Raw genomic sequence first — 6,604 nt, 5'->3', positions numbered from 1 at the left:
ATCAACCCCACCGCGTTCCTTCTGAACCCGTCGTCGTAACGACGCCTGCGATCCCCAGACATGAGAAACCGCACCTCCGATCACCGAACCAGAATTACTCCAATCCAACAATCAGGGTGCGGTTCAGTCCCGTGGCGCTCCCCTCAGTCAGCTTCGCCGATGGCTCCCCTCAGCGAGGGGAGCCAGAGACGGCATTAAAAAAATCCTCCCACGTAAAGTGGGAGGATTTTTCATTGGACGACCCTCAAACTACTTCATGCGCATGAGGAACGCCGCCATATCCTGCCTGACGACAGGGCGTTCGCCGCCAAAAGTGCCGTCGGAATAGCCGGTGCTGATGCCGGCCTTGGCCAGCCAAGCGATGTCATCCGCATGCGGGGTCTGAGCATTGACGTCCTTGAACGCAACGCCGGCGCCGGTAGCCGGCTTGGATCCGTACTTATTGGCGAAGCGGTGCAGGAACGCGGCCATGTCCTGACGCACCACCGGACGGGTTCCGCCGAACGTGCCGTCCGCATAGCCCTTGGTGATGCCGGTGGAGTACAGCCACATGACCTCCTTGGCGTGATCGCTCTTCTGATTGACGTCCTTGAACGGGTTCGCGGACCAGTTGGGCGTGAACGAGGGCGAGCCGGCCAAACGATACAGGAATGCCGCCATATCCTGACGAATCACGGTGTTTCCCGGGCGGAAGGTCACGGAACCATCCGCTTCCTCCCAACCGGTGGAGATACCGGACTTGATCAGGGCGGTGATGTCGGCGCTATGCGGCGTTGACGAATTGACGTCCTTCACACGCTGGTATGCGGGGCTCTTCGTGAGTTTGCGCCAGTAGACAACGTTGTCCTTGGGGGAGTCGATGCTGCCGATCTCGACGCGGGAGCCGGCGGGCACGTCGATGATCTGGGTGTCCGTAGGCAGGTACGGGTTGTAGTAGTCGTGAGTGTTGTTGTGGTACACGCGGATGGTTACGCCGTAGTTGTTGTCGGCCTTGGCGATGTTCACCTGATACTTGCCCGAGGGGATGCCATCGGACTGGCTTGTCTGGTAGGTGCCCTCACCGAAGGAGCGAGGTGAACCGGGGGAGTACACGCCGTAGTTCGTATAGGCGGTCAGCTGTTTCCAGATGATGGTGTTGTCGCGCGGGGAGTCGACGCTACTGATTTGGACGTGGGAGCCGGCGGGCACGTTGATGATCTGGGTCTCGCTGGGCTGATGCGGGTTGTACCAGTCGTGGCTGGTTCCCTTGTCGTTGTGGTACACGCGAATCTCCACGCCGTAGTTGTTGTCGGCCTTGGCGAGATTGACCTGGTACTTGCCCGCGGGAATGCCATTGGGAAGGTTCGCCCAGTAGGTGCCCGCGCCCAGGTTAAGCGTGGTCGCCGCGTGTGCCGGGGTTGTGACTACCAACGAGAGGGCCAAGCCCATGGCGAAAACGGTGATGAGCGACAACAGTCGTCGCAACAGTACTGATGGTGATTTTGCCGAACGCAACATAATCTCCTAACTCTTCTTCGATGTGAGCGCATCCTCACATACTTCGCAGAATACTCCCGTTTGAAAACGGCACGGCGCTACGGTGCGGCTGCCGGTTTTCGTATCCGAATGAGGCTCTTGCACCATCGGACGCCGCAATAATCCTAAGGAATCACGTTGTTGACCTGTTGTCTCGGGGGGGGGCGATTTTTGAAGTGGCGGGAACGTGGGCTGTCCCGTCACCGACGGGGAGCCCATCCAGGCTTCCGAAGGGAGAGGCAAGGCAATGAAGCATATAGGAAAGGCCCTGGTCGCCGGTTTGGCGGCGTTGGGCATGATGATGACGTGCGCCATCACGGCGAACGCGGCGGGCCCGCAGGTAGGAACTCTCAAGCTATCCGAGCCTACGATTACCGCGACGAATATTGACAATCTGAAGTTTTCGTACGAATACTTCGACAAAGATGCCGTTTTGACTGGTCTTGAAGTTTATGGCATCACTAAGGAAAATCCAATCCCTGGGGAGACTCGATTGGATTGGCCTGATCTCCCGAAGGGCTTGCCGACGACCGGTGAGTTCGATATGCCTGACTCCACGAAGACGGCCGTACGCAAGGCGCTCAGCAATTCGGCGATTGACGGTATCTACTTTGTTGTGGATGGCTATTCCAATAGCCATACCGGAATACCGGGTGAGGATGGACAACCAATATGGCTGGATCTGACGGTTTGGTTTGATCGTTCGTCTCAGGGTCCTGGTTCGGAGTCTGAGTCGGGTTTGTTTTCTGATGTGACTGATCAGACGCCTCATGCGGCTGATATCAGGTGGCTGGCCGAGCGGAAGATCGCGAAGGGTTTCCCGGATGGCACGTTCCGTGGCATGGCCCCGGTGAACCGTCAGGATATGGCCGCGTTCCTGTACCGTCTGGCCGGCAGCCCTGATTTCACGCCGGACTGGTCGAAGAGCCCGTTCAGTGATATGAACGAGAAGAGCGCGCACGCCAAGGAGGTCCTGTGGCTGGCCTCCACGGGCATCACGAAGGGGTATTCGGACGGCACGTTCGGCGGGGCTCGTCCGGTGGTGCGTCAGGATATGGCGGCGTTCCTGCATCGTCTGGCTGATTTCAAGCAGGCTTCGGTGTCTGCCGGTGAGGCGAAGTCGTTCACTGATGTGAATGATCGGACGCCTCATGCGGCTGATATCGAGTGGCTGTCGAAGACGGGCGTGACGAATGGCTATGGTGATGGTTCGTTCGGTGGCGCCCGTGTGGTGGTGCGTCAGGACATGGCCGCATTCCTGCATCGTTTGAGCGACAACGTGCTCAAGTAACAACACCAACAACAGGAGAAGAAGGCTCGGTCTCCGAACGGTCATTCTGGCGGATTGTTTCATGAAGCGAATTGCCGTATGACTTTATGTTGCGAAAGACTGAGCGTTGTCCAGTTCGTAAAAGCCGTTTCCCAACTTGTTTGTGGAGCGGCTTTTACGTGTTAGAGGGGGTCTCCACCGTGCACAAGCCATTCGTGATCGATGATGATCAGGCGGCTTTGCTGCGGTCGAGAGGCTTGGGCGTTGAAAAGAACAAAGTCAGTGAGAAGCCATTTATTTTCTTTTGTACCGTCGTTATGTCGCTATCCTCTTTCTCTTAATATGAAGAGTGAGGTATTCAGTGTGGAAGACAGGAGTGAAGATGAAGTTTAGAAGATGCTCGGCTGTATTGTCCGTGTTGATGCTTATGGGGTTTTCCGTTGTGCCAACAGTTTGGGCCGACGATAGCGGTTGTGTACTTGGGGTATCAACTGTGTCTCAGTGTTTTCCTGACTCAGATTTAGCCGGGAGAGTTGCCTATCAAGCAGGTATTAAGGTTAATGATGTCCTGACAATGGAGGCTGCTTCTTCGATTACGTATCTTTGGACTAAAGGTTCGAATCTTCACGGAATCTCGGAACTTCCCAATTTGACGCAGTTGTCTGTTGGTGACCGCGAAGAGCAATCTTCAATACGAAGTTTGAACGGTATTGAGGGGAGTCGTTCATTGACGACAATCCAGGTGACTAGCGGTCACGATCTTGTAGATATTAGCGCATTGCGGGCTGTGCCAAATCTGCAGCATGTTGATTTTTATGATGTCGGTCTTACGACAGTTTCAGGTTTCTATGATATGCCGAGACTAGAGGATTTATCTGTCGTTGGCACTTATGCCACGGATGTTTATAGGCTGCAGAATCTTCCATCCCTACGGAAATGGCGTGTACAAACGTATACTCTGGAGCGTTCTGCTACTGTCTCCAAGGGGGGACGATTCGCTTTGTCAGTACCGCTGCTAAATGGGAAAAAGCCTGATTCGGTCGGGAGTATCACCAACGATGGAGTTTATGATGCTGCAACAAATCAGGTTTCTTGGACAGAAGGTCTAGGATGGGATTCTGATTATATGTTTTATTGGTCCACGAAAACGGATGATGGGAGGGGACGTTTTGGAGGATCGATAAAAGCAAAACTGACCGTGACTGAAGCGCCGAATATTGATCGCACTAAATTATCTGCAGCTATTAAAAGGGCTGACGTACTTAATGAGCAAGATTATGTTCAGTCGACTTGGGTCGATATGAAAAAGGCATATAATCTTGCTGTGCAATACATAAAGCGTGACGATATCGATCAGAGTGATGTGGATAATGCGACAGCCGCTTTGAATAAATGTATCGATGAATTGACGCCGGTAGAGGGAAGTATTGCGTATCTTCAACAGATTGTTGGATGGTACTCAAGTCGAATTGAGTCTGAATATACGGAGGTAACCTGGCGTCCCTTCGCGCGTGCAATGAAGGACGCCAAAGCAATTCTTGCTAAGTCAAATCCCACGAAGGATGAAATATCACAAGTGACTGCACGACTAGATCGATTTGCGACGATTCTTCGGCAGAATGTTGCTACGAATTCTATTTTTACCGATGTGAATGATTCTACGCCTCATGTGGAGGATATTCGCTGGCTATCTGAGAATTTTATCTCTACGGGATGGAATAATCATAATACGGGTGCGTATTTTGCTCCTCGCGCGGAGGTAACGCGTCAGGATATGGCTGCATTTCTGTATCGACTAGCGGGGGAGCCTGAATATGAGCCGACCGATGCCGAGATGAGTCGGTTTAGCGATGTGAATCAGTCTACTCCTCATTGGCGTGAGGTGTTATGGTTGGCATCAACGGGTATTGCGACTGGTTATTCGGATGGGACGTTTGGCGTTGGACGCACTGTAATCCGTCAAGATATGGCCGCATTCTTATGGCGATTCCATCGTTATCTAGGTGGTGACGATACGGAGAATTGGTATGGGTTCTCTGACATATATGTAGATACGCCGCATGCTGATGAAATCGGATGGCTGTCTTCCTTCGGTATCGTTCGCGGCTATCCTGATGGAACATTTCGTCCAAGGGCTACAGTAATTCGTCAGGATATGGCAGCATTTTTTACATCGTGTTTGGGAGCAGAGTTGAAAACTATATTTATATTATAGGTAATAAGACTTATATTATTAAAACAATATAAGTATATTGTTGCTGATATCTACTAGTTATTGATTGATTTGGTTGGCTTAAACAGGAATTTTGCATTGTGGGATCTAGGCGTCTAGACCCCACAATGCAATGAAGCGCATAGGAGCAGGCGCTTAGCTTTCATTGCCGGTGTGATGGTCGGCGTCAGTGCGGTGTAAGTTGATGACGTCGATGATGGGTTCCTGATGAACCAGTACAGTGCGAGCAATGCCAAGGTGCCGGAGAAAGGTGAGTTTTGGTGATTGCGTGTACCGCCTGAACGACAATATCCTCCAATAACAGCACCAGTTTCTTGAATTCGCGGGGTTCTCTGATTGAGTCGGAGAACCCCGTTTTCGTATAACGAAATAGTGTGTGCGCTGATGTATGACGTCATGCGTCTGGGAAGTCTCTCGCATGATGACACGTATGTGTTGTTTTACCCCCGAAAAGTCGTCGGGGGGGTATTCGTGGCAGATAAGGGTGGTTTTGTACCGACCCGGTTCCCAATGAAGAGACTGTTTGAAGAGACAAGGTGGTACGGAAATGGGAGTGGAGAACCGTAGCCTCGCCAGACGCCTCATGGCGTTTATCACGGCCGCATGTGCGTTGGGGTCGTTGGCCGTCACGCATGTGGCACATGCCGCGGAGCCTGTAATTGGAGATGACGGTTGCGCGGTGGTGGACACGGCGAAGGATAAAGACTTCTTTAAGACGTCCAGCAATGGTACGGGTACGGTTGTTACAGGCTTTGCCGATGCGCTTAAAGCCCAACACTACCAATGCTATGACCTGAATATCTCGGCCGATGTAACTGAGATTGGTCATAGTGCCTTTGAGAGTGAGCCCATCCATAAGCTAACTTTCAGCGATGAGGGTGATGTTTCATTGCATCTTCGAGATTTTTCTTTCGCGGGAGTGACCGGCGGGCTGGAAGAAGTTATTTTTCCTGCTCGTTTCAGGTCGTGTGAACAGGAATCAATTACATCTCGCTGTGATGCACTTCAATTCTCAGGTATTTCCACTTTGAAACGGATGAAATTCTCCCCTCAATCGGATATTACCGTTTTAGGAAAGCTTTTCGAGAATTTTGCCTATCTGCGTTCTGTTGAGCTGACGCAACTGGTCTTGCCGCCGAAACTTGAAATCTGGAGTCCTGGTGCATTCGGCGTGAAAGCTGGCGGTATTGAGTGGCCGAACAATAGTAATTCTCTGTCGATTATTGATCCTATGTTTGAAGGAGTACTTAAATATGAAGGTGATCTCGCTTTCCCTGATAATCTGACGAATATTTCATTCTCGTCGGGTCTTTTCAGCGAGGACTCGAGATTCGATTCTATTTCCTTCCCCCGGAAGATGGACAAACTCGCTATCGATAAGCAGTCACTTCCCCTGTCGTGCGATTCCGCGGCCGTGGTCACTTTGCCGGCGTCGGTGAATACCTTGATTGTGGAAAAGGGAGGCTTCTGCTGTTTTCGTGGGTTAGGTTGCTGGTGTTGGTAGTTGGATGTTGAGTCCGCCGCATCTGAGCATGACGAGGCTGATGAGGTTGGTGACGTGGTGGAAGCCGTAGGCCATGCGGATG

The 6,604-nt window shown here is 52.0% G+C and carries 4 protein-coding genes; 3 read left to right on the top strand and 1 reads right to left on the bottom strand.

The window, feature by feature from the left end:
- Positions 1-249: 249 nt before the first annotated feature.
- Positions 250-1,497, bottom strand: a complete 1,248-nt coding sequence (locus KIH81_RS11850; protein ID WP_214305511.1) for an S-layer homology domain-containing protein — start codon at positions 1,495-1,497, stop codon at positions 250-252.
- Between the two features lie 265 nt (positions 1,498-1,762).
- On the opposite strand from KIH81_RS11850, the gene KIH81_RS11845 reads away from it, so the two are divergent.
- The 3 genes from KIH81_RS11845 to KIH81_RS11835 all read left to right on the top strand — a co-directional run bounded on the left by KIH81_RS11845 (position 1,763) and on the right by KIH81_RS11835 (position 6,522).
- Positions 1,763-2,806, top strand: a complete 1,044-nt coding sequence (locus tag KIH81_RS11845) for an S-layer homology domain-containing protein (protein ID WP_214305510.1) — start codon at positions 1,763-1,765, stop codon at positions 2,804-2,806.
- A 361-nt stretch (positions 2,807-3,167) separates the two neighbouring features.
- Positions 3,168-5,000, top strand: a complete 1,833-nt coding sequence (locus KIH81_RS11840) for an S-layer homology domain-containing protein (protein WP_214305509.1) — start codon at positions 3,168-3,170, stop codon at positions 4,998-5,000.
- Positions 5,001-5,565: 565 nt separating this feature from the next.
- Positions 5,566-6,522 (top strand): leucine-rich repeat protein, encoded by a 957-nt coding sequence (locus KIH81_RS11835; RefSeq protein WP_214305508.1) that lies wholly within the window; start codon positions 5,566-5,568, stop codon positions 6,520-6,522.
- The last annotated feature ends 82 nt before the right edge of the window (positions 6,523-6,604 follow it).

The sequence above is a fragment of the Bifidobacterium miconisargentati genome, from assembly GCF_019331675.1.
In the GTDB taxonomy this organism is placed as follows: Bacteria; Actinomycetota; Actinomycetes; order Actinomycetales; family Bifidobacteriaceae; genus Bifidobacterium; species Bifidobacterium miconisargentati.
The sequence above is the reverse complement of the archived record's forward strand: the minus strand, read 5'-3'. Positions and strand labels throughout refer to the sequence as shown.